Genomic DNA, 21,266 nt, shown 5'->3' on the forward strand with positions numbered 1-21,266 from the left:
GAAGCCGACCGGCGGACTCGCCAGCACCGGCGTCGAGGGCGGCTGGCTCTCGGCCGCGGCCGGGGTGGTGGTGTGCGGAGCCGGCGGGGCCGTGGTCGGGGCGACCGTGGGCTCCGCGGTCGGCGCCGTGGTGGGGGCCGTAGTGGGCTCCGCGGTCGGCGCGACCGTGGGCTCCGCCGTAGGCGCGACCGTCGGCTCGCCCGTCGGCACCGGCGTCGGCTCCGGCGTGACCGCCGTGCCGAACACCGACTCTGCCGAGCCGAGCGACGCCAGCACGGTCTCGCCGTTGGCGTCGTCGACCGCGTCGTTGTCCGTGACCACGAAGACCTCGCCCGAGCCCGTGGTGCCGAGCCCCTCGAGCTTCTCCTGCGTCCAGCCGTCGCCCGCCTCGAGCGCCGGCAGTACGTCGGCGGCGAGCGTCTTCTCGAGCATCGGCAGGTCCTCGCCGACCGCGGCGCCCGGACCCGCGGGCAGCGGGACCGTGTAGATGGCCTTGAGGGCGGCATCCGGACCGTTGCGCTTGTCGCGCTCGATCACGGCGAGCGTGCCCGCCGGGGTCAGCGTGATCTCGGAGAGGCCGTTCCAGTCGCCCTCGACTCCGGAGGGAGTCTCGAGCGGGTAGCCGAAGAAGCTCCAGGTGCCGGCAGCGACGTCGTAGCGGCCCAGGCGCACCACTCCGTCGGAATCGATCGAGGCCTCGCGCTGCAGCGCGGTCCAGACGATCTCGCCGTCCGTCCCGGACTCGATGGTCACGCCCTCGAAGCCCTGCGAGCCGAGCGCATCGGCGACCTCGGCCGGCAGCGCGATTCGCTCGAGCACCGCGGCGGACGCGTCGAGGCGCAGCAGGGCGTTCTCGGGTCCGGTCGCGCCCTCGGTCACGGCCCAGAAGCCGCCGTCGGCGCGCGCCGCGATGCCCTCGAGGTCGAGGGCGGCCGGCTCGCCGCCCTCGGTGACGGTCGTCGTCGCGTCCAGCACCGCGGGGGTGACGGAGGTGTCGATCGAGTGGATCGTGCTCGGCGCGTACGCGCTGTCGCTCACGGCGTAGAGGCGGTCGGCGTCGGCCGGGTCGCTCGAGAGGCCCGACAGAGCGCCCCAGGGGAGCGGTGATCCGTCGACGTCGGCCGAGACGAGCGTGGGGAACGCCGGGGCGGAGGCGCCGAGCGCGTAGAGCTGCACCGTGGCGCGCAGAGCGGCCTCGGCGTCGTCGGTCTCGCTCGAGACGACGAGCAGGTCGCGCTCCGGCAGGGCGAGGAGCCCCTCCGGACCGGGCGTCGAGGGCAGCGCCTGCACGAGGCGCGGCGAGGTCGGGTCCGAGACGTCGTACACGGCGACGAAGTTCGCGCGCTCGGCGCCGACGAAGACGTAGGGCACGCCGTCGAAGGTCGCCGAGAGCAGGCCCTCGGGCTCGGAGCCCTTCGCGTCGGAGCGCTTGTCGGGGTAGAGACCGAGGCTCACGGCGAGGTGGTCGAAGGTGTTCCCCGCGTCCCACTGCACCGCTCCGGTGGCCGCGTCGAGGATCGACCAGCCGCGCGTGCCGCCCTTCCAGTCGCCCTCGTTCGCGATCGCGACGTGCGCGTCGCCGACCCAGCCGATGGCGTCGGGCTCGCGCGGCGCATCCGTGATCGAGCCGGTGAGCGAGATCGTGTCGTCGTCGAGGGTGTCGACGCCGTCGACCGAGACGGTGCCCGCGGAGTAGGAGGTGAGGACCTCGCGCGAGGCCAGGTCGACGATCGCGACCGCGTTGTTCTCCTGCAGGGTCACGGCGACGGCCGTGTCGGCGGGGTTGATCGAGACGTACTCGGGCTCGGGGTCCTCGGGTGTGTCGAGGCCCGCGAGCCCGGAGAGGGAGACGTGCTCGGCGACCCAGCTGGAGGGGTCTCCGGCCAGGTCCATCACCACGAGCTCGCCGGCGGGCGCCTGCGGCAGGTCGCCCTCCTCGGCGCCCTCGGGGGTGAACTCCTCGTCGCGCTGGTTCTCGATCGCGATGACGGCGGTGTCGCCGGCAGTGGTGACGTCGATGGAGTCGGGCTGCCCGCCGAGCTCGATCGTCGCGACGGGCGCGAGGTCGGAGGCGTGCAGCACGCTCACGTGGCCGGAGGGGTTCGCGAAGTCGCCGTCGCTCGTGTCGACGACCGCGAGCACGTACTCGCCGGTGGCGTAGACCGAGGTCGGCTCGCCGCCGACTCCGACGCCGCCGAGCGGCTTCGGCGTCTCGGGGTCGCTGATGTCGAGGACGTTGATGCGCTGGCCGGCCGAGTCGGTCGAGTACACGAGGCGGCCGTCGGGCGACGCGCTCGAGATCTCGGCGACGGCGGAGTCGACCGCCGGGTCGGCCGCGTTGAGGTACGCGGGCACCGTGGCGATGCGGGTGAAGAAGGAGTCGCCGCTCGCCGCAGCGGGCAGGGCGGCTCCGAGCGTGCAGCTCGCGAGGGTGAGGACGATCGCGGCGCCGGCGGCGCGGCGGGGGGCATGAGGACGGGGCACGGGTCTCCTGAGCGGGTTCGAAGGGAACCCGCCCACGCTGGTCGGCCCGGGTGAACGCGCGGTCGCCGCGACATGAACGCGCGGTGCCTCCCGCTGATCGGGTGGGTCTTGGTACGCCGCTGCGCGCTGCTCGACCGGCGGAGGGACGAGGACCCGGCGGGGGAGGTGCTTGCTGATCGAGTAGCCCGCGCAGCGGGCGTATCGAGATCCACGTGCTCCGGGAGGGTGGGTCTCGATACGCCGCTGCGCGGCTACTCGACCAGCGAGGGGCCTCGCAACTAAGGCTGAGGGTGGGAATCCGGGGCGATGGCGGCCGGATCGGTCCACTCAGCCTTACTTGTGAGGGCGAGGGCGCTCTCCTCGCCTTGCTGATCGAGTAGCCCGCGGAGCGGGCGTATCGAGATCCACGTGGTCCAGAGTGGCGTGTCCCGATACGCCGCTGCGCGGCTACTCGACCAGCGGGGGGCGCGTCAGCCCCGCGGCGGCCGTTCCCCACGACGACAGCGCGGAGCGGACCCGCTCGTCGCGCGCCAGCCCCAGCGCCTCGGCGTACGCGCCCTCCAGCACGTCGTCGATCCGCACCCGCGAGCCCGTCTCGGAGGAGCGCACCGCCGCCTCGACCATCGCCAGGCTCCGCACGTTCGCGTGCACCTCGCCCGAGGGCGTGCTCCCGGTGCGCAGTGCCGAGACGAACTCGGCGAGCGAGCCGTGGATCTCCTCCGGCACCGGTTCCAGCGCCGCCGTCGTCACCTCGGCGGAGTCGCGGGACTGCACCTGCGGCGCCCCGTCGCCGTCCCAGCGGGCCGTGCCGCCGGCGCCGTTCACGCGCCAGCTGCCGTTCCACGACGTCTCGAACCCGTCGGCGCACCAGCTGCCCGTGTAGGTGAAGCGCAGCCCGCCGGCGAACTCGAACACCGCGGTCGCCGCGGCGCCGTCGGCGTACCAGCTCCACTCCGGGTTGTACTCCTCGCAGTACACCGACACCGGGTCGCGGTCGAGCAGGTACCGCGCCGCGTCGAACGCGTGGATCGCCATGTCGACGAGCAGCACGTGCGGCATCTCCTCGCGGAATCCGCCGAAGTGGGGCGCCTTCGCGAAGTCGACGGTGGCGGTCCCGAGGGTCCCGAGCTCGGCGATCTGCGCGCGGAACGCGGCGATCGCGGCGTAGTACCGGCGCGACTGGCTCGTCATCAGCAATCGACCCGACGCCTCCGCCGTCGCCGCGAGTACGAGCGCCTCGGTGACGGTCGGCGCGATCGGCTTCTCGCAGAGCACCGGCAGACCGGCGAACAGCGCCTCGGTGCTGACCGGCAGGTGCGCGCGCGGCACGGTCACGTTCACCACGGCGTCGGCGCCGGAGCGCGCGGCGACCTCGGCGACGGAGGTGCCGATCGCGACCGGCGCGACCCCCTCCTCCGCCGCGGCCCGCTCGGCCAGAGCGGTGTCGAGGTCGACGAGCCCGACCAGCTCGACGTCGGCGGAGTCGCGGAGCGCACGCAGCCACGCGCGTCCCATCGCCCCCGCGCCGACCTGGACGATGCGCACGGGAGCGCTCATCGGACGAGCGCGCCCTGGTAGTCGTGACCGGTGTAGAAGTCCTCGGTCTCGTAGCGCTGCAGCACGGGCAGCGTGCGCTCGGGGCGGAGGGTGCGCGCCCACTCCACTCCGTTCGCGATCACGCGCCGCACGTCGGCGTGGTGGTACACGGGGTAGTCCTGGTCGCCCGGCGAGAAGAAGAACACCTTGCCGTGCCCCCGCTTCCAGGTCATGCCCGAGCGGAACACCTCGCCGCCCGAGAACGTCGAGAGGAACACCAGCTCGTCGGGCGCCGGCACGTCGAAGAACTCCCCGTACATCTCCTGCTGCGGGATCACGAACGGGTGGGGCACGCCCTGGGCGATCGGATGCGTCGGGTCGACGGTCCAGACCAGCTCGCGGTCCTGCTCCGATCGCCAGCGCAGCGTGCAGGTCGTGCCCATGAGCTTCCCGAAGATCTTCGACCAGTGGCCGGAGTGGAGCACCAGCAGTCCCATGCCCGAGAGCACGTGCCGGTGCACGCGCTCGACGACCTCGTCCGCGACCTCGCCGTGCGCGGCGTGCCCCCACCAGACGAGCACGTCGGTGGCGGCGAGGACCTCCTCGGTCAGCCCGTGCTCCGGCTCGTCGAGCGTGGTCGTCGACACCTGCGCGCGCTCGCCGAGGTTCTCGGAGATGCCCGCGGCGATGGTCGTGTGCATGCCGTCCGGGTAGATCGCGCGCACCTCCTCCTCGATCTGCTCGTGGCGGTTCTCGCCCCAGACGAGGACGCGGACGGGGGAGGAGGGAGTGGTCACGGAGGGTCCTTCACTGGTCGGCACTGACGTGGTCACGGCGAGCGGTTAACCGCTTTACCGCGGTGTCCAGGATGATGGACGTCACCGCCGCTCGTCAACCGCGAGGGGCGACGAGCGGAGGAGCACCATGGCGACCATGCGCGACGTCGCCGAGCGCGCCGGCGTCTCGATCGCCACCGTCTCGTTCGTCGTCAACGACTCCAAGCCGGTGACCGCCGAGACACGTCAGCGCGTCGTCGACGCGATGGCCGAGCTCGACTACCGGCCGCACGCCCTCGCCCGGGCCCTCGCCCGCCGCCGCTCGATGATCCTCGCGGTCGTGTTCCCGCTGGTGCGCCCGCGCCTGCTCAACACCGCCACCCTCTTCTTCGCCGGAGCGGCCGAGGCGGCGGCCGAGCGCGGCTACTCGATCGTGCTCTGGCCCTCGCTCGACTCGTCCGAGCGCCTCGCCGGCCTCCGCGCCGACGGGCTCGTCGACGGCGTCGTGCTGATGGAGGTGGCCCTCGACGACGACCGCGTCGAGGTGCTGCGCGCCTCCGGAACGCCCTTCGCGCTGATCGGCCGCACGCGCGACCCCTCCGCTCTCGACTGGGTCGACATCGACATCGAGGGCATGGTCGAGGAGTCGCTCGCGCGCCTGGCGTCGCTCGGGCACGAGCGCGTCGCCCTGGTGCTCGGCGGTCCCGAGCGCGTCGAGGGCTTCGGAGCGAACGCCCGCGCCCGTGAGACGTTCCGGCGCGTGTCAGGGGAGCGGGGTCTCTCCGGAGTGCTGCTCGAGGCCGAGGAGTCGGCTCGCGGCGGACGCGCGCTCGCCGCGGAGCTCGGCGACGCGACGGCGGTGCTCGTGTTCGACGGAGGCATCGCCCTGGGTCTCGCCCACGAGCTGCGGCACCGCGGAGTGGGCGTGCCCGACGACGTCTCGATCGTGCTGCTCGCCTCGACCCCCGATGTGGCCGACTTCGGCGACCCCGAGCTCGACGTGCTCGTCTCGCCGGCGCACGAGCTGGGGCGCAGGGGTGTGGAGGCGCTGCTCGCGCGGCTCGAGGATCCGGCCGCCCCGCTCGTGCAGGAGCGCATCGGCGGGGAGTGGCGCACCGGCGGATCGGTCGCGCCGGCCGGGCGGGGGAGCGGACCGGATCAGCCTCGGAGCGACCGCGGGTAGCGCTCGGTCCGGTCGCGCCCCCGGCTCGGAGCGCGCGTGGCAGGCGGCTGAACGGCGACGCCGACGAGGAGCCCGAGCGCGCTGCGGTGCCCTGCCGTGTGTGCGGCGAGGCGCGCGCCCTCGTGGACGACAGGAGTGGTGACATCGTGATCGTCACGACAGGATGACGCGATGCGCATCACCTACGACCCCACTGCCGACGCGGCGTACGTCATGATCGCGGACCGGATCGCGGACGGCGCGGCCGTCCAGCAGCTCGATCCGATCGTGACTCCCGGCGGCCTGGGCGAGGTCGTCCTCGATTTCGATGCGGGTGGCCGGCTTCTCGGCGTGGAGATCCTGAACGCGCGAGAGGTCCTGCCCGGCTCTGTGATCGATGCGGCTCTGAGGCACTCGTCGAGCGACGGTCAGCGCACTGCCGAGGACTGAGGCGGCCGTCCTCGTTGCTCCCGGGTCGAGACGGCCGTCAGGGCACGATCGCGTCGATGTACCCGCCGTCGACCCGCACGGCCGCGCCCGTGGTCGCCGAGGCCAGGGGCGACGCGAGGTAGACGACCATGTTGGCGATCTCCTCCGGCTCGATCAGCCGCTGCAGCAGCGAGTTCGGCCGGTGCAGCCGCATGAACTCGCGCTGCGCCTCGTCCCACGGCAGCGACGCGTCGACCAGCTCGTGCACGAAGTCCTCGACCCCGCCCGTGTGCGTCGGGCCCGCGAGCACGCTGTTCACCGTGACTCCGGTGCCCGCCGCCGCCTTCGCGAACCCCCGGGACACCCCGAGAAGCGCCGTCTTCGACACCCCGTAGTGGATCATCTCGGCCGGCGTCGCGACGGCGGAGTCGCTGCCGATGTACTGCACGCGACCCCAGCGCCGCTCGATCATGCCGGGCAGGTAGGCGCGGGTCAGGCGCACGCCGGTCAGCACGTTGACCTCGAAGTAGCGCCGCCACTCGTCGTCGCTGATCGCGAGCGGATCGGCGCTGCCGAAGATCCCGAGGTTGTTGACGAGGACGTCGACGGTGGGGACGTCAGCGAGCAGCGCGGCGCTGCCCTCATCGGTGGCGAGATCGGCGGCGACTCCGCGGACGGACGCCTCCGGTACCTGCTGCAGCACCTCCGCGACGGCCTTGTCGATCGAGCCCTGCGATCGGGCGTTGACGACGACCTCGGCGCCGGCCCTCGCGAGCCCGACGGCGATCGCCAGCCCGATGCCCTGCCCGGACCCGGTGACCAGGGCTGTCTTCCCGGTGAGATCGATCGCGATCATGCTGCTCCGTTCCGCGGTGCGCACGATGCGCATCGCTCCTCCGATCGTGCCGGGTGCGAGCGGAGGAGGGAAGGCTCCTCCCGCCCTTGCGCCCCTCCGCGTCCCGCGCGTACCGTGCTGGAGTACCTCGTCGCGAGCCGCGACGTCGGTGCGGCCACCACACCGGCCGACCGGACGGCTCGCGGACACGGGGGCTCCCCGCACGGAAGACGGTCCTTTGCGCATCAGCACCGGTACTGCGTCCACGACGCAGACGCTGACCTCGCACTGACGACCCCCGTGCCCGCCCGCTGAGGGCGAGGCTTCCGCACGCCGGGAGCCCGGTGGTCGTCGCGCGCCGACACACCACCACCGGGAGCACCGTGCCCTCCATCACCCCACCCTCCGTCGTCCTCACCGACTGCTCGTTCGCCTGGCCCGACGGCGATGTCGTCCTCGACCGGGTCGCCGCCGCGTTCGGCCGCGGCCGCACCGGGCTCGTCGGGGCCAACGGCGCCGGCAAGTCCACGCTCGTCCGGCTCGTCACCGGCGATCTCGCCCCGACGCACGGCACCGTCTCGACGACGGGGCCGGTCGACCTCCTGCCGCAGCGGCTCCGGCGCGGGCCCGACGACAGCGTCGCCGACCTGCTCGGGATCCGCGGGAGGCTCGACGCGCTGCACGCGATCCTCGGCGGCGACGCCGATCCGCGGCACTTCGACGTGCTCGGCGACGACTGGGATCTCGACGCCCGGGCGGCCGCCGCGCTCGGCGAGGCCGGTCTCGACATGGACCTGCGCAGGCCGGTCGCGACCCTCTCGGGTGGGCAGGCGGTCCTCACCGCGGTGACCGGGGTCCGCCTCCGGAATCGCCCGATCGCCGTGCTCGACGAGCCCACCAACGACCTCGACCGCCGGTCGCGCGGCCTGCTGCTCGACCTGGTCGACCGGTGGCGCGGCACGCTGATCGTGGTCAGCCACGACCGGGAGCTGCTCGAGCACGTCGACGAGATCGCCGAGCTGCGGGGCGGGGCGCTGCGCACCTCCGGAGGCACCTTCTCGGAGTTCGAGGAGCGACTCGCCCTCGAGCGGGCGGCGGCCGAGCGCGATCTGCGCGACGCCGACCAGGTGCTGCGCGCCGAGAAGCGGCAGCGGATCGAGGCCGAGACGACCATCGCGCGGCGGGCGAGGGCGGGCGCCCGATCGGCGGAGTCGATGCCGAAGATCCTCGCGAACGCGCGGAAGAACCGGGCCGAGGGCACCGCCGGGCGCCTCCGCTCCGGTCACGGCGAGGCGGAGGCGCGCGCCCGCGAGCAGGTCGACGCGGCCTCGCGGGCGATCCGCGACGACGACGCGGTCCGCATCGAGCTGCCGGATCCGGGGGTGCCGGCGGGGCGGCGCCTGGCCGAGATCACGGTGCGGGGCCGCACCACGGTGCTGCAGGGGAGCGAGCGGATCGCCGTGGTCGGCGCGAACGGCACGGGCAAGACGACGCTGCTCGAGCAGCTCGTGCGGGCGGAGGCGCGACCACATCCGATCGCGGACACGCACGCCGCCCCGCTCACCGACCGGGTCGGCTGGCTCCCGCAGCGCCGGGAGGGACTGCTCGACGACGACCGCACGGTGCTCGAGCACGTGTCGCGAGCGGCGCCCGCCGTGCCGACCGGCGAGCTGCGCAACTCGCTCGCCCGCCTGCTCCTCCGCGGCGCGATCGTGGACCGGACGGCGGCGACGCTGTCGGGAGGGGAGCGGTTCCGCGCCGCCCTCGCCGGGCTCGTGCTCGCGCGGCCGGCTCCGCAGCTGCTCGTGCTCGACGAGCCGACCAACGACCTCGACCTGGCGACGACCGACCACCTCGTCGACGTGCTCGCGGCCTGGCGGGGCGGGCTGGTCGTGGTGAGCCACGACGAGGCGTTCCTGGAGCGGCTGGGGCTCGACGGGCGGGTGGTGCTGGACGCCCCGGCGGGGCTCGTCAGCCGCGGCGACTCCGGATGATCAGCACGGCTCGAGCCACGCGTGCGCCTGCGTCCTCGCTCGGGGCTGCTCGACCAGCAGGGATGGCGACAGGCTCCCCTGTGAGCGTGCCGTCGGGCGCTCGCCGGGGAGTCTGCGGTGCCGTCTCCGCCCAGCGCCGGTCATCGACTCGATCGACGATGACGAAGCCTCCGAGGGCCTCCTTCAGGGCGGCGGGATCGATGCCGGCCGTCTCGATGCCGTCGAAGCACGGCTCGTCGAGGCCGTCGAGGCCCGGGTCTGCGCTGAACGCGCAGAACTCCATCGATCCGCCGGGGGCGACGTGCAGATCGCCGTACGCGCCGACCAGCTCGGGCTCCGGAGCGGAAGTGCATGCTGCGAGACCGCCCAGCAGCGCGAGTGCGGCGACGATGCCCTGCGCCCGCCTCACGACGCCGCCGCCAGCGTGCACCGGTAGCGCGGACGGTCCGGCCAGCGCGGGTCGACGGGAGAGGGCGCGTCCGTGAATCCGAGGCGCCGGTAGAAGCCGATCGCGTCGTCGTCGGTCCGGGCGACGATCGCAGGCCCTGTCCTGCGTCGAGTCGCGACCGCGCAGTGCTGAGATGACGCGAAGCGGGCTCCGCTGGCGTCGAGTCGGCAGAAGTTGTCGTACTCGACCTCGAGTACGACAACTTTCGAGGACTCGACCGTCCGCTCAGCCCGCGTGGTGCCGCCCGATCGGCAGCACCAGCGGTGTGCGCGAGACCGGGTCCTCGATGATCCGCGACTCCATCCCGAACACCGCGCGCACGACCTCCGACGTCACGACCTCGGCCGGCGTGCCGGACGCGTACAGCGCGCCGGCCCGCACCGCGAAGAGGTGGTCGGCGTACCGCGCCGCGAGGTTCAGGTCGTGCAGCACGATCACGATCGTCGTGCCGCGCGAGCGGTTGAGGTCGGTGAGCAGGTCGAGCACCTCGATCTGGTGCGAGACGTCGAGGTAGGTGGTCGGCTCGTCGAGCAGGAGCACGTCGGTGCGCTGGGCGAGGGCCATCGCGATCCAGACGCGCTGGCGCTGGCCGCCCGAGAGCTCGTCGACGGGACGGTCGGCGATCTCGAGGGTGCCGGTGGCGCGCAGGGCGTCCTCGACGATCGCGTCGTCGTCGGCGGAGGACCCCCGGCCGAACCAGCCGCGGTGCGGGTATCGGCCCCGCGCGACCAGATCCGAGACCGCGATGCCCTCGGGCGCGATCGGGGTCTGCGGCAGCAGCCCCACCTGCGTCGCGACCTGCTTGGTCGGGAGCTTGTGGATCGCCCGCCCGTCGAGCAGGACGGCTCCGGTGCGCGGAGTGATGAGCCGCGCCATCGCGCGCAGCAGGGTCGACTTGCCGCAGGCGTTCGCTCCGACGATCACGCTGATCGCACCCGTCGGCACCTGGAGCGAGAGGCCGTCGACGACGACCCGCTCGTCGTAGGCGAGCGTGACGGAGTCGATCGCGAGGGAGCGGTGAGCGGAGGCGGCCGGGGTCGCGGAGGTGGTCGATGCGGTCACAGAGTGCCTCCGGTGCGGGTGCGTCGGGCGAGGAGCCAGAGCAGGAACGGCGCGCCGAGCGCACCGGTGACCACTCCGACGGGGAAGCGGGCGCCCGAGAAGGCGAGCCCCGCGACGTATTGGGCGACGAGGTCGGCCGCGAGCACGACCACCACGCCGACGAGGGCGGACGGCACGAGCAGCGACCGCGCCTCCGGGACGATGCGCCGGGCGATCGGACCCGACACGAACGCGATGAACGCGATCGGCCCCGTGGCGGCGGTCGCGACCGAGACGAGGCCCACGGCCACCGCGAGCAGCGCCGTGCGGTCGCGCCCGACCCAGGCGCCGAGCGCGGTGGCGGAGTCGTCGTCGAGCTGGAGCACCTGCAGCCGCCCCGAGAGCAGCAGCGCCAGCGGCACCAGCACCAGCATCGCCAGGGCGAGCGGCGGCACGCCCGCCCACATCGCCGAGTTGAGGCTGCCGGTCAGCCAGCGCAGCGACTCCTGCACGTCCTCGAAGTCGGCCCGCGTCTGCACGTACGCGATGACGCTCTGCAGCATCGCACCCACCCCGATGCCGATCAGGATCAGGCGCGCCCCCGCGACTCCGCCCCGCCCCGCGAGCCCGGCGATGACGAGCGCGGTCAGAAGGCCGGCGACGACGGCGATCACCGAGACGGCGATCCCGGACAGTCCGAGGAACGCGATCGCGACGACGGCCGCCGCGCTCGCCCCGGACGTGATGCCGATGATGTCGGGGCTGGCGAGCGCGTTGCGCAGCAGCGTCTGGAAGATCACGCCGCCCATGCCGAAGCCCGTGCCGACCAGCACGGCGGTGAGGGTGCGCGGCAGGCGCAGGGTGCCGACGGTGAACGACGCCCCGGGCACCGTGTCGCCGAGGATCACCCGCACGACCTCGACGGGGGAGTAGAAGGTGTTGCCGACGCTCAGCGACACGAGCACGAGCACGAGCGCGACGGCGGCGAGGATCGCGCAGCCGCGCGCGTCGCACCGCGCGCGGCGTGCCCGCCCGGCGCCGATGCCCGGCGCCACTCCGGAACCGTCACCGGACGAGCGGAGCGACGTGGCGGCGCTCACAGGGCCCGCACCTTCGAGCGGCGCACGATCGCGATCAGCACGGGGGCTCCGATCAGGGCGGTGACGATGCCGACCTCGACGTCGCTGGGCCGCGCGACGACGCGCCCGACGACGTCGGCGGTGAGCAGGAGCAGTGCGCCGAGCAGGGCCGAGGCGGGCAGCAGCCACGCGTGCGCGGGCCCGGTCAGCCGGCGCGCGAGGTGCGGGACCGTGAGGCAGATGAATCCGATGGGCCCCGCGACGGCGGTGGCGGCACCGCAGAGCAGCACGGCGGCGATGCCGGCGACGAGGCGGATGCGGCCCACACGCCGGCCGAGCCCGGTCGCGAGGTCGTCGCCCAGCGCCAGGGCGTCCAGGCCGCGCGCGCTGCCGAGCGCGAGCACCGCGCCGACGGCGAGGAACGGCAGCACCTGCAGGATCCCGGTCGTCTCGGCGCCGCCGACGCCGCCGACCTGCCAGAAGCGGAAGCGGTTGAGCGTCTCGTCCTGCGTGAGCAGCACGGCGCTGATCAGGGAGGTGAGGGCGGCGGCGGTCGCGGCTCCGGCGAGGGCGAGCGTGAGCGGAGTCGCTCCGTCGCGGCCGAGCGACGCCACCGCGTAGACGAATGCCCCGGCGGCCGCGGCGCCGAGGAACGCGAGCCAGACGAACTGCGGGAGGGTCGTCACTCCGAGGGTCGAGATGCCCAGCACCACCGCGAGGGACGCCCCGGCGTTCAGCCCCAGGATGCCCGGATCGGCGAGCGGATTGCGCGTCATCCCCTGCATGACCGCCCCGGCGAGCCCGAGGGAGGCGCCGACCAGCAGGGCCAGCACGGTGCGCGGGACGCGGTTCTGCACGGCCGCGTCGACGATCGAGGCGGGGTCGGGCGAGGTCAGCGCGGGCCAGACCTCGGCGAGCGGGATCTCGCGCGAGCCGTAGACGAGCGAGGCGATCGAGGCCAGGGCGAGCGCGACGACGACGGCGCCGAGCCCGAGGGGGCGCAGGCGCCGAGCGGCGCCCCGCCCGCGAGTGTCGTCGCGGGCGGGGCGCCGGGGAGGAGCGGAGGCGCCGGTGCTCACGACACCTTGTCGGCGGCCGCCGCGATCCCCGCCGTGTACTCGTCGAGACCCCACGGGATGCTCAGGAGGTTGGGCGAGGAGGTCGCCATCGCGAGGGACGAGCCGTCGGTGAGGACGTACACCGAGCCGCGCGCGACGGCCGGGATCTTCGAGAGCAGCGGGTCGGCCTGCAGGGCCGCGAGCGTGGTCTCGTCGCCGTAGACGATGAGCACGTCGGCGTCGAGCTGGTCGGCGTTCTCGGAGCTGAGCGTGCCGCTGAACGCCTCGGAGTCGCCCGAGAGCTCGACGACGCTGGGCGCGACCTCGAGGCCGAGGTCCTCGACGTACTTCACCCGCGCGTCGTTGGGCGTGTAGTAGGTGAAGGAGCTCGCATCGGTGGGGTCGTACCAGCCGTAGGTGAAGGTCGTCCCCTCGAGCGAGGGGTGCTCGGCCACGGTCGCGGCGATGTCGTCCTCGACCTCGGCGACCTTCGCCTCGGCCTCGTCCGCGAGTCCGAGGGCGGCGCCGTCGAGCTTCGCCGAGTCCTGCCACGTCGTGCCCCAGGGCAGACCCGGGTACGCGACGGTCGGGGCGATCTGCGACATCGTGTCGTAGTCCTCCTGCGAGATGCCGGAGTAGGCCGAGAGGATCACGTCGGGCGAGAGGTCGGCGATCGCCTCGAAGGGCACGCCGTCGGTCTCGTCGAAGAGCTCCGGAGTCTCGGCGCCGCTCGCGTCGAGCGCCTCCTTCGTCCAGGCCAGCAGTCCGTCGCCGTCCTCGTCGCCGTAGGAGGCGCGGGCGAAGCCGACGGGGGTGACGCCGAGCGCGAGCGCGACGTCCTGGTTGGTCCAGCTGGTGGCGACGACGCGGTCGGCCGACTCGACGGTGGTCTCGCCGAAGGCGTGCTCGACGGTGACGGGGAAGCCGGCCGAGGCGCCCGAGGACGCGGAGTCGTCGGAGCCGGCGTCAGCGCCTCCGGAGCAGGCCGTGAGCAGCAGGGCGGTGAGGCCGAGCGAGGCGACGGCGATGAGACGGCGGGGGGTGCGGATGGCGGGCACTGGTGTCCTTCGGCAGGGGAGGTACGGGGTTGCGAAGGTTAACCTAACCTAACTTCCTCGGAGTCGCCACGGCCGGGGCGGGGTTCCACCCGGGCTCGCAGGAACGCGCGAGCCTAGGGTGGACGCCATGGTCCCGACGCAGCCGCCCACCGATCCGGGCGAGGAGCCGCGGAACCCCGAGCCCACCCCGGAGGAGCGCGCGCTGCGCGCCATCCGGAACACGAGCGCCGGAGCCGACCCGGGCGCCGAGGCCCTGGCCCTCTCGAACGACTTCACCGACCGCTGGACCGAGCGGCTGCGAGGCGTGTGGCAGCGGCTCTGCGCGCGCGGTCGCGGGCCCCGAGCATGAGCCGGAGCCGGGGCGCGTCTCGGCGCGGGAGCTCGCGTCGACCCGATCGACGCCTTTAAGGTCGCGTGACGCGTCCCACCGCACGGACGCCGGGTCCGGACGCCGGCCTCGGGATCGCGAGGAGGTCCGGCGCATGATCCGAGTGCTCACCGTGGGCACGGGGACGATCACGACCGCGTTCTGCCGCGCGGTCGACACGGTCGCCGGGATCCGCGTCCACGCGGTGCGCTCCCGCGACGCGGACCGGTCGAGGCTCCTGGCCGACAGCGTCGGTGCGGTTCCCGCTCCGACCGATCTGGAGCGCGCGCTGGCGCTCGACGACATCGACGCCGTGTACGTGGCGAGCCCGAATCGACTGCACGCCGAGCACGTGCGCCTCGCGATCGAGCGGGGCAAGCACGTCCTGGTGGAGAAGCCGGGGGTGACGGACGCGCCCGCGTGGGCGGACCTCGTCGCGCAGGCCGACCGAGCCGGCGTCGTCCTGATGGAGGCCGTTCGATCCGCCTACGACCCCGGCACGCGCGAGCTGGAGCGCCTCCTGCCCCTCGCCGGTCGCCTCCGTCGCGCCTCGTTCCGGTTCGAGAAGGTCTCCTCCCGGTATCCCGCGGTGCTGCGCGGCGAGTCCAGCTCGGCCTTCGACCCGGACGGCGGCGGGGCCCTCCTCGATCTCGGCGTCTACGCCGTGAACACGGTGATCGGGCTGTTCGGCGAGCCCCGCGGAGTCGCCGGCCTGCGCGTGCCCGTGGCGGGGGGAGTCGACGGCGCGGGGATCGCGCTCCTCGACTACGGCGACGTCGTCGTCGATGTGAGCGTCTCGAAGATCACGACGTCGTTCGCGTCGAGCACGATCCAGGGGGAGGACGCCACGCTGGAGATCGACCGTGTCGTCGCCCCCCGCTCGATCACCGTGCGACCGGTCGACGGCGCCGCGCGGACGGTGCACGAGATCCCGCCCCCGGCGCATCTGCTCGCCCCGGAGGTGGCGCGCTTCGTGGAGCTGGTCGGCGGCGCAGATCCGGGACCGGACCAGCGCCGCACCGGTGCGACGCTGCGGACCCTGGACCGGATCCGCGCCGCGTGGGGAGACGACCCGGACCGGGCGTGACCGTGCAGGGGTCGAGGAAGCGATGTGGATCACGAGGTTCACCGGGACGCCCGCCGGGAGCACGGCTCCTTCCGGGGTCGTCAGCGATGGCCCAGCTGCGGCGGCCGAGGTCCCTACTCCGACCAGCCCGATGGCCAGAACCGTCGCTCCCGGAGCGGAACCACGAACGTCGCGGCGGACGCCTCTCGGCCACTGCCCGGGCGATGCCGCGCGCGGCTCCGGCGCGGCGTTCTCCTGCGTGTCGTGTCGCTCGTCCCTCGCGATCGCCAGGCCCCTTCAGATCGCCAGCACTGCCCATCCTCCGGCCGCGAGGAGGATGACGAGGAGCGCTGCTCCCGCCCAGATCCCATCGACCGCTGTCGATGTTCCCCTCGAGAGCCGGATCGCCCCGAGGATCAGGATCAGCCCGCCGCTGACGAAGGCGATCGAGAAAGCCAGGCGAAAGAGCTCGTCCGCCGGGTCGGTGGTCGGCGAGCCACCGCCCTGCAGCCGGATATCCGACGCCGCAGCGAGGAGAACGAAGAGGAAGGGCAGGACGAGGAGCCCGGAGAGTCCGATCGTGTGGAGCAGGATCGGGACCGAGAAGACGTCCGAGGCCGGACTCCGTCTCGGCGTCGGGGCGTGCGGTCTCTTCGCCGGCTCCGTCATGGAAGGAGCATAGGGGCGCCTCATCGGGGCGGTCGGGGGCCCGGGGGTGGGCGTCGGTGAGTCCATTCCCTCAGGCACCCGTGAGAGCGCCCGGGGAGGACGGTCACGAGCGACGCAGCGGATCCGGCTCCGGGGCCTTGATCGCGGCCATGACCTGCCGGAATCGGCGCTCCTGAAGCCAGCGGTTCCGCACCCTCAGATGCGGGGCCGCCTTTCGCCAGGCGATCTCCAGACGGGACAGCGCCGGGACTCCGGTCATCGCTGGTGGAGCGATCGGCACGGTCATCACCTCGCTGAGGCGTTGCTCGCTCTGGTCGATGTCGTCGAGCCAGGGGATCGATCGACTGAGGTGCTCGGCGATCTCGCGCGCCGTGCGCGGCCTCCGCGCGACCCATCCGGCGAGCTCGGGCTTCAGGATGAAGGTGTCGGTGCGGTGCCCTCGGTGCTCGTCGAAGGCGGCGTACCCCGTCGTGCCGCTCGCCCGCGTGGCTGCGTCGAGTACGTCGATCTGCTCGTAGCGCTGCGCCTCGAGGGCGGCGGTGACCTGCACGATCCGCAGTCGTTGGTCCCACCGGTACGGCACCCGCCAACCGGCGGCGAACCCGTCGGAGGCATCGTGCGAGAAGCGCAGGTCCCAGAGCGATTCACCGATCCAGTTCCGGTTCTGCCACGGCAAGGAGTAGAGGTCGCTGAAGACCATCCGGTCGAGGCTGCCGGCGAGGTGCTGCCAGTCATGATTCAGCGCCCTCGGGTCGGTGGAATTCGGGTCGAGGAGCAGATCGAGCCCGATGGCGTACTCCTGCCGACGCCACACGGGCTCGGATCGACGGAGCTCCGCATCGACTTGTCGAACGAGGGACACCGGGGCGTGGTCGAGAGACAGGAGCGCCCTCTCGAGGGACGCGGACAGATCGTCCCAGGTCCGCGGGGAGGATCCGGAGGACCCGATCGGCAACCGGTCGAGATCCCGTCGCGCCGTGAAGTCGGCTCGGGCCTGCGCGCGCACCCGGCTCAGCATCGCCACGTACCGCGGGCGCTGACGTCTCCAGCGCATCCACCGCACCCGGAACCGCGTCGGACGAGCCAGACGACGGTCGAGCCGGTCTCCGACCTTCACCCACATCAGCGACACGGGAATGACGGAGGCGCCGCCGGTCAGGACCACTCCCGTCGTACCGACGGCGTGTCCGAGAGAGCCGGTCGGAGAGTGGAGGAGGAGATCGAGTGAGATGAACTGCAGGAGTATCGCGGCCGCCAGGGCCGTCAGCAACGACCGGAAGGATCGATTCGTCGAGAAGGGTCCGGTCATCCCCGGACAGTAGCGACCGACCTGATCCGCCGGCCATCCCACGTCCACGGGGTTTCTGCTTCCGGCGGTGCTTCTCAGGCGCTGATCGTGCGAGCGTCCCGTGCGACGACCATGCCGATGTCACCCTGCTGACCGTCAGCGGAACGGATGCGGACTGCATGACCGACGAGCGCTGTCGACGCTCGGACCTCGATTCGGGAGAAGCGGCGGCGACCCGGCTCGCGCAGTTCCCCTTCGACGTCTCGCTCCTTCAGCCGAGAGGCGTCCTGCGTGTACTGCTTCCCGGCTTCCGAATGACACGCGCACTCATGGAGCCGGCTGAAAGATCAGAGCCGCTACGGACACGATGAAACCTGAGAAGACAAGCATGACCGTGGGAAGGAGCGCGAAAACGCCTCGTTTGGCGCCCACCCATGCTCGACTCGAACCCGCTGCGAGCACCAGGAGGCCGAACACGAGTGCGAGCACGTCGACGCAGGTGGCCAGGAGGTGGAGCACCCCGTTGGCACGATCACCGATCCGGTAGACCGCGGCGCACCACAGGCCGGTCAGCAGGAGACCGGCGACGCCCAGCGAGAACGCGAGGGTCGCCAGGAAGGAGACGTCCTGCACGTCCGGCCTGCGTTCCGTCATGCGACGGATTCTTGCAGGACCGGTCCGGATCCCGTTGTCGCTCCGCGCGCCCACCGGCTCGATCAGCGCACCGCCGAGGACGCGGCTCGTCTGGTCGGGTGGAGCCGTGCGACCCTCTGCCGCCACCAGCAAGCTCACGCGGCCCGCGAGAACTCAGCGATGCAGCGACTGATGGACGGCCTCGAGCGGTGGCGGATCGTCAGGCGGCGGCTGCGTTCGCCGACGAGCGGCACTCGTCCGACGGCCGCCCGGCCACCGACTCCGCCGCGATGTCGCGGAGCCGCGTGAGGCGATCGTGGGTGGCGGTGAGGTCCTCGATCCGGCGTCGGATGCGATCGCTCTCCTCGTCGAAGTGGTCGAGCATCGTCGGTGTCGCGACTCCGGTGTCGAGGAAGGGCAGGAGTTCGATGATGCGGCGGCTGGGCATGCCCGCTCCGTACAGCTTCTGCATGAAGCGCACTCGCGTCACGTCGGACTCGCGGTACTCCCGGTGTCCGCCCGTCGTCCGCTCGGAGTCGAGGAGGCCCTGTTCCTCGTAGTACCGCAGCGCCCGCACGCTGACTCCGGCCCGTCCTGCGAGCTCTCCGATCCGCATTCTCTCGGCTCCCCGGCTTGATTCTCACGTTGACGTCAGGTTCTAGCGTACCGGTATGAACATCTCTGGAGCCACCGCCCTCGTCACCGGCGCGAACCGCGGTATCGGACGCCATCTCGCAGCTCAGCTCATCGAGCGCGGGGCGAAGGTGTACGCGACCGCTCGACGTCCTGAACTGATCGACCTCGAGGGCGCGGAGCGTCTCGCCCTCGACATCACTTCCCCGGCGTCCGTCGCCTCCGCCGCCGCTGTCGCGACCGACGTCGATCTGCTGATCAACAACGCCGGGATCGCCACCACGGCGACCCTGCTGGGCGATCTGGACGCGGCGCACGTCGACATGGACACGAACGTCTGGGGCACCCTGTCCGTGATCCGTGCCTTCGCCCCCCTCCTCTCTGCGAACGGCGGTGGGAGCATCGTGAACATCGCCTCGGGAGCTTCCTGGCTGGCGATGCCCGGAGCCTCCGCCTACGCGGTCTCGAAAGCCGCCCTGTGGAACATGGGCAACGCGCTGCGTCATGAGCTGGCCGGGCAAGGCACAGCTGTGATGTCGGTGCACCTCGGAGTAGCCGACACGGACATGTCTGCGGGCGTCTCGATCGCCAAGACCGACCCCGCGGACGTGGCGCGCGCGACCCTCGACGGAGTGGAGCGCGGCGCCTACGAGGTCGTCGTGGACGAGCAGACGGCGATGATCAAGCAGATGCTCGCCCGGGACCCCGAGGAGCTCTACGCGGTCCTGGCCCAGATGCTCGCATCGTAGAAGCGGCCTCAGGCTCCTGTCCTGTGGTTCGCGGGCGCGTCCATACCCCCTTCGCGAGGTCGCCGCGAGGCGCAGGGCGGCCGGCGGACCTCCCGTGGTGAGAGGTCGCTGATGCTCTTCGCCGTACGCCCGGCCGTTTCGCCGACGTGGTGCAGGTCAGTGACGAGGGGCGGCAGGGCCGGTCCACGTCACCCGTCGAACACCTCACCGCTCGCGAAGGCCGCGTCCTCGGCCAGCAGTGACACCAGGGGCTTCGGGCAGCTGTCGAGGAGGACGCGTCCGGCCGAGGGCACGGGGTCGCCGGTGAACGCGGTCTCGATGCGGTAGCAGGTGTAGACCTCGCTCGGACTCGCGCTGTCGGGGGAGCGGGGACCCTAGGCGATGAAGACCGAGGCGTTCGCCGAGGTGGGCGTGGACGAGAGGTCGTAGAGGACGACGCCGCCCGCAGCGAGGTCCAGCTCGGCCGCTGTGGACGCTTCCCCGTCCCATCGCCTGCCGCTGAGTGCCGCGAGGTAGGGCGCGGGCTCGGTGACGCGCGGTTCGAAGAGCTCGGAGGACAGGGGGTCCTCGAAGGCGGCGATCCGGCGCCAGAGCACGCCGTCGATCCCGCTGTCGGAGCCGTGGTACTCGGTCGGCCCGCATCCGGCGACGAGGAGCGCGATCGCGCCGACCGTCGCCGCGGACCCGACGGTGCGAGCTCGTGCCATGCGCGCCACTCTAGGCGCGGCGCCCCCAGCGCCGTCGCTCCGTCCGGTGCCGGACCGGCCGCTCGGCCGACGGATCCGGTGCGATGCCCCTCCGCGGAAGCCGACTTCGATCACGATTCGCTACGTCCGTTGCGTCAACGCGATTGACGACTTTACGGTCGCATCAATCGTTTGACGGAGGGAGTGTCGATGCTGACACTGAAGGACATCGCACGGCACGTGGGCGTGTCCGCGTCGACCGTGTCGCTCGTCCTCAACGATCGCGACAGCGGTCGGGTGAACCCCACGGTCGCCGCGACGATCCGCAGGACCGCGGACGACATGGGCTACGTGCCCAACCTCCTGGCCCGCGGTCTGAAGACCCGGAAGTCGCACACGATCGGGATGCTCTCGGACGGCGTCGCGAGCATCCCGTTCGCGGGAGGCATGGTGCGCGGCGCCCAGGACACCGCCTGGACCCTCGGCTACCTGCTCATGCTGATCGACTCCGGCGGCAACCACGACCTCGACTCGGCGGCGGTCAAGTCGCTCCTGCAGCGCGACATCGAGGCCCTCGTCTTCGCCGCCGAGTTCCACCGCGACGTGGAGCTGCCCCTGGTGCCGACGTCGGTGCCCGTCGTGGTCCTCGACGGACGCTCCGCCGACCGGACCGACGTCGACTCCGTCGTGCCCGACGAGGAGCAGGGCGGCTACGACGCCGTCCGGCACCTCCTCGAGGCGGGTCACCGCCGCATCGCCTACTGCGGGGTGGCGGACGAGCGCTACATCGCCGCCACCCTGCGCCGCCGCGGCTACGAGCGGGCGCTCTCCGATGCGGGCATCGCGCTCGACGAGTCGATCGTCGTGGCGGCCCCGGGTCCGGACGCCCGCGACGGATTCGCGCTGGCCACCGCCCTGCTCTCCCGCGCCGACCGCCCGACCGCGGTCTTCTGCTTCTCGGACCGGCTCGCGTTCGCGTTCTACCAGGCGGCCGGACGGCTGGGACTGCGGGTGCCCGAGGACCTCTCGATCGTCGGCTTCGACAATCAGATCGCCGTCGCCGACTCGGTCCTGCCCGGACTCACCAGCGTCGCCCTGCCCCACGCCGAGATGGGCTCCTGGGCGATGGAGCGGGCCGTGCTGCGGATCCGCGGCGAGTCCTCGCTCCCGTACGAGCACCGGCTGATGCGCTGCCCGCTCGTCCTGCGCGAGTCGGTCGGGCCGCCGGGCTGACCCGACGCCGCCGTCCCGCGCTCCCGCGCCGACGTCCGGCGG

At 72.7% G+C, this 21,266-nt stretch carries 20 protein-coding genes and 1 pseudogene; 8 read left to right on the forward strand and 13 right to left on the reverse strand.

Translation table 11 applies throughout. The features are described 5' to 3' along the window. The 3 genes from NB037_RS11360 to NB037_RS11370 form a co-directional block, all read right to left on the reverse strand. Positions 1 to 2,484 (reverse strand): esterase-like activity of phytase family protein (locus NB037_RS11360; RefSeq protein WP_251945818.1); only part of this gene is annotated, 2,484 nt, incomplete at its 3' end. Positions 2,485 to 2,931: 447 nt separating this feature from the next. Next, complete coding sequence (locus NB037_RS11365; protein ID WP_251945821.1) at positions 2,932 to 4,029, reverse strand: Gfo/Idh/MocA family protein; 1,098 nt, start codon at positions 4,027 to 4,029, stop codon at positions 2,932 to 2,934. An 8-nt stretch (positions 4,030 to 4,037) separates the two neighbouring features. After that, a complete protein-coding gene (locus tag NB037_RS11370; protein WP_251945823.1) occupies positions 4,038 to 4,817 on the reverse strand; it encodes a ThuA domain-containing protein in 780 nt (259 codons plus the stop codon). A gap of 127 nt (positions 4,818 to 4,944) precedes the next feature. Here NB037_RS11370 and NB037_RS11375 point away from each other — a divergent pair, with 127 nt between their 5' ends. Together NB037_RS11375 and NB037_RS11380 are read left to right on the forward strand one after the other, a co-directional pair. Further along, a complete protein-coding gene (locus NB037_RS11375) occupies positions 4,945 to 5,979 on the forward strand; it encodes a LacI family DNA-binding transcriptional regulator (protein WP_251945826.1) in 1,035 nt (344 codons plus the stop codon). A gap of 171 nt (positions 5,980 to 6,150) precedes the next feature. Then, a complete protein-coding gene (locus tag NB037_RS11380) occupies positions 6,151 to 6,408 on the forward strand; it encodes a DUF2283 domain-containing protein (protein ID WP_251945828.1) in 258 nt (85 codons plus the stop codon). A gap of 37 nt (positions 6,409 to 6,445) precedes the next feature. On the opposite strand, the gene NB037_RS11385 is transcribed toward NB037_RS11380, so the two are convergent. Further along, positions 6,446 to 7,240 carry an SDR family NAD(P)-dependent oxidoreductase gene (locus tag NB037_RS11385; protein ID WP_251945876.1) on the reverse strand — a complete coding sequence of 265 codons (795 nt, stop codon included), beginning with the start codon at positions 7,238 to 7,240 and terminating at the stop codon, positions 6,446 to 6,448. 365 nt (positions 7,241 to 7,605) lie between these two features. Between NB037_RS11385 and NB037_RS11390 the strand changes: the two genes are divergently transcribed. Continuing rightward, a complete protein-coding gene (locus tag NB037_RS11390; RefSeq protein WP_251945830.1) occupies positions 7,606 to 9,216 on the forward strand; it encodes an ATP-binding cassette domain-containing protein in 1,611 nt (536 codons plus the stop codon). Here NB037_RS11390 and NB037_RS11395 read toward each other — a convergent pair. The 5 genes from NB037_RS11395 to NB037_RS11415 all read right to left on the reverse strand — a co-directional run bounded on the left by NB037_RS11395 (position 9,194) and on the right by NB037_RS11415 (position 13,900). Further along, entirely contained in the window at positions 9,194 to 9,625 is a 432-nt protein-coding gene (locus NB037_RS11395) for a hypothetical protein (protein WP_251945833.1), read from the reverse strand. The two genes, NB037_RS11390 and NB037_RS11395, sit on opposite strands and share 23 nt — an antisense overlap. 264 nt (positions 9,626 to 9,889) lie before the next feature. Continuing rightward, a complete protein-coding gene (locus tag NB037_RS11400; RefSeq protein WP_251945836.1) occupies positions 9,890 to 10,726 on the reverse strand; it encodes an ABC transporter ATP-binding protein in 837 nt (278 codons plus the stop codon). Next, complete coding sequence (locus NB037_RS11405) at positions 10,723 to 11,805, reverse strand: FecCD family ABC transporter permease (RefSeq protein ID WP_251945838.1); 1,083 nt, start codon at positions 11,803 to 11,805, stop codon at positions 10,723 to 10,725. Before NB037_RS11405 ends, NB037_RS11400 begins: the two co-directional genes overlap by 4 nt. Next, positions 11,802 to 12,863 carry a FecCD family ABC transporter permease gene (locus NB037_RS11410; protein ID WP_251945840.1) on the reverse strand — a complete coding sequence of 354 codons (1,062 nt, stop codon included), beginning with the start codon at positions 12,861 to 12,863 and terminating at the stop codon, positions 11,802 to 11,804. The genes NB037_RS11405 and NB037_RS11410 overlap by 4 nt, the downstream gene beginning before the upstream one ends. Continuing rightward, a complete protein-coding gene (locus tag NB037_RS11415) occupies positions 12,860 to 13,900 on the reverse strand; it encodes an iron-siderophore ABC transporter substrate-binding protein (protein WP_251945841.1) in 1,041 nt (346 codons plus the stop codon). The genes NB037_RS11410 and NB037_RS11415 overlap by 4 nt, the downstream gene beginning before the upstream one ends. Positions 13,901 to 14,027: 127 nt before the next feature. Here NB037_RS11415 and NB037_RS11420 point away from each other — a divergent pair, with 127 nt between their 5' ends. Beyond that, entirely contained in the window at positions 14,028 to 14,249 is a 222-nt protein-coding gene (locus tag NB037_RS11420) for a hypothetical protein (RefSeq protein WP_251945843.1), read from the forward strand. Between the two features lie 133 nt (positions 14,250 to 14,382). Beyond that, the gene (locus tag NB037_RS11425; protein WP_251945845.1) at positions 14,383 to 15,354 is read left to right on the forward strand and encodes a Gfo/Idh/MocA family protein; all 972 of its coding nucleotides are present in this window, start codon (positions 14,383 to 14,385) and stop codon (positions 15,352 to 15,354) included. A gap of 276 nt (positions 15,355 to 15,630) precedes the next feature. Here NB037_RS11425 and NB037_RS11430 read toward each other — a convergent pair whose 3' ends face one another. Then, positions 15,631 to 16,002, reverse strand: a complete 372-nt coding sequence (locus tag NB037_RS11430; protein WP_251945847.1) for a hypothetical protein — start codon at positions 16,000 to 16,002, stop codon at positions 15,631 to 15,633. Positions 16,003 to 16,105: 103 nt separating this feature from the next. Then, positions 16,106 to 17,311, reverse strand: a complete 1,206-nt coding sequence (locus NB037_RS11435; protein ID WP_251945850.1) for a hypothetical protein — start codon at positions 17,309 to 17,311, stop codon at positions 16,106 to 16,108. A 687-nt stretch (positions 17,312 to 17,998) separates the two neighbouring features. Here NB037_RS11435 and NB037_RS11440 point away from each other — a divergent pair. Further along, positions 17,999 to 18,103, forward strand: a pseudogene (locus NB037_RS11440) (recombinase family protein); the annotation flags it as partial. A 40-nt stretch (positions 18,104 to 18,143) separates the two neighbouring features. Here NB037_RS11440 and NB037_RS11445 read toward each other — a convergent pair. Then, positions 18,144 to 18,539 carry a MerR family transcriptional regulator gene (locus NB037_RS11445; protein ID WP_251945853.1) on the reverse strand — a complete coding sequence of 132 codons (396 nt, stop codon included), beginning with the start codon at positions 18,537 to 18,539 and terminating at the stop codon, positions 18,144 to 18,146. A 55-nt stretch (positions 18,540 to 18,594) separates the two neighbouring features. Here NB037_RS11445 and NB037_RS11450 point away from each other — a divergent pair, with 55 nt between their 5' ends. Then, entirely contained in the window at positions 18,595 to 19,305 is a 711-nt protein-coding gene (locus tag NB037_RS11450) for an SDR family oxidoreductase (protein WP_251945855.1), read from the forward strand. A 374-nt stretch (positions 19,306 to 19,679) separates the two neighbouring features. Here NB037_RS11450 and NB037_RS11455 read toward each other — a convergent pair whose 3' ends face one another. After that, positions 19,680 to 20,012 (reverse strand): hypothetical protein, encoded by a 333-nt coding sequence (locus NB037_RS11455; protein ID WP_251945858.1) that lies wholly within the window; start codon positions 20,010 to 20,012, stop codon positions 19,680 to 19,682. A 189-nt stretch (positions 20,013 to 20,201) separates the two neighbouring features. On the opposite strand from NB037_RS11455, the gene NB037_RS11460 reads away from it, so the two are divergent. Next, entirely contained in the window at positions 20,202 to 21,224 is a 1,023-nt protein-coding gene (locus tag NB037_RS11460) for a LacI family DNA-binding transcriptional regulator (protein ID WP_251945860.1), read from the forward strand. The last annotated feature ends 42 nt before the right edge of the window (positions 21,225 to 21,266 follow it).

It is taken from the genome of Rathayibacter rubneri (assembly GCF_023743255.1).
Lineage (GTDB): Bacteria > Actinomycetota > Actinomycetes > Actinomycetales > Microbacteriaceae > Rathayibacter > Rathayibacter rubneri.

Excerpts from the sequence above, each read along its gene's own strand:
- NB037_RS11375 (WP_251945826.1), top strand. The coding sequence starts at position 4,945 with ATGGCGACCATGCGCGACGTCGCCGAGCGCGCCGGCGTCTCGATCGCC.
- NB037_RS11380 (WP_251945828.1), top strand. The coding sequence starts at position 6,151 with ATGCGCATCACCTACGACCCCACTGCCGACGCGGCGTACGTCATGATC.
- NB037_RS11420 (WP_251945843.1), top strand. The coding sequence starts at position 14,028 with ATGGTCCCGACGCAGCCGCCCACCGATCCGGGCGAGGAGCCGCGGAAC.
- NB037_RS11425 (WP_251945845.1), top strand. The coding sequence starts at position 14,383 with ATGATCCGAGTGCTCACCGTGGGCACGGGGACGATCACGACCGCGTTC.
- NB037_RS11430 (WP_251945847.1), bottom strand. The coding sequence starts at position 16,002 with ATGACGGAGCCGGCGAAGAGACCGCACGCCCCGACGCCGAGACGGAGT.
- NB037_RS11435 (WP_251945850.1), bottom strand. The coding sequence starts at position 17,311 with ATGACCGGACCCTTCTCGACGAATCGATCCTTCCGGTCGTTGCTGACG.
- NB037_RS11445 (WP_251945853.1), bottom strand. The coding sequence starts at position 18,539 with ATGCGGATCGGAGAGCTCGCAGGACGGGCCGGAGTCAGCGTGCGGGCG.
- NB037_RS11450 (WP_251945855.1), top strand. The coding sequence starts at position 18,595 with ATGAACATCTCTGGAGCCACCGCCCTCGTCACCGGCGCGAACCGCGGT.
- NB037_RS11455 (WP_251945858.1), bottom strand. The coding sequence starts at position 20,012 with ATGGCACGAGCTCGCACCGTCGGGTCCGCGGCGACGGTCGGCGCGATC.
- NB037_RS11460 (WP_251945860.1), top strand. The coding sequence starts at position 20,202 with ATGCTGACACTGAAGGACATCGCACGGCACGTGGGCGTGTCCGCGTCG.